This is a genomic window from Psychrobacter sp. CAL346-MNA-CIBAN-0220 (assembly GCF_040309805.1).
GTDB lineage: Bacteria > Pseudomonadota > Gammaproteobacteria > Pseudomonadales > Moraxellaceae > Psychrobacter.
On sequence record NZ_JBEOPF010000150.1, the window covers coordinates 1 to 280 of the forward strand.

1 protein-coding gene is annotated in these 280 nt (G+C 43.6%); it reads right to left on the bottom strand.

Features of this window, described 5'->3' with window-relative positions; all coding sequences use genetic code 11:
- The coding region (locus AAEY88_RS13090; protein ID WP_350563080.1) for an NAD-binding protein at positions 1–280 on the bottom strand (280 nt) is incomplete at both ends.

The window sequence follows — 280 nt, forward strand, 5'->3', positions numbered from 1 at the left end:
GTCTAGTTCTCGGATTTCTTGGCTAATTTCTTCAACATCACTCTGGTCAACACCCAGTTCTTCTAAAATTGCACCGCCAAATAGCATTGCCGACTCGAAGGTTTCGCGTATCATGTAATCCACATTTTGTTTTGCTAAATGCAGCGCATGCTCACGGTCATAAGAGCGAACCAGTAACTTGGCCATAGGAAATTCATGTTGCACCAACTCTACAATCTTATTCGTCGTTTCTTTGTGGTCTACGCAAACAACAATTGCTTCAGCCGTATCTGCTCCAGAG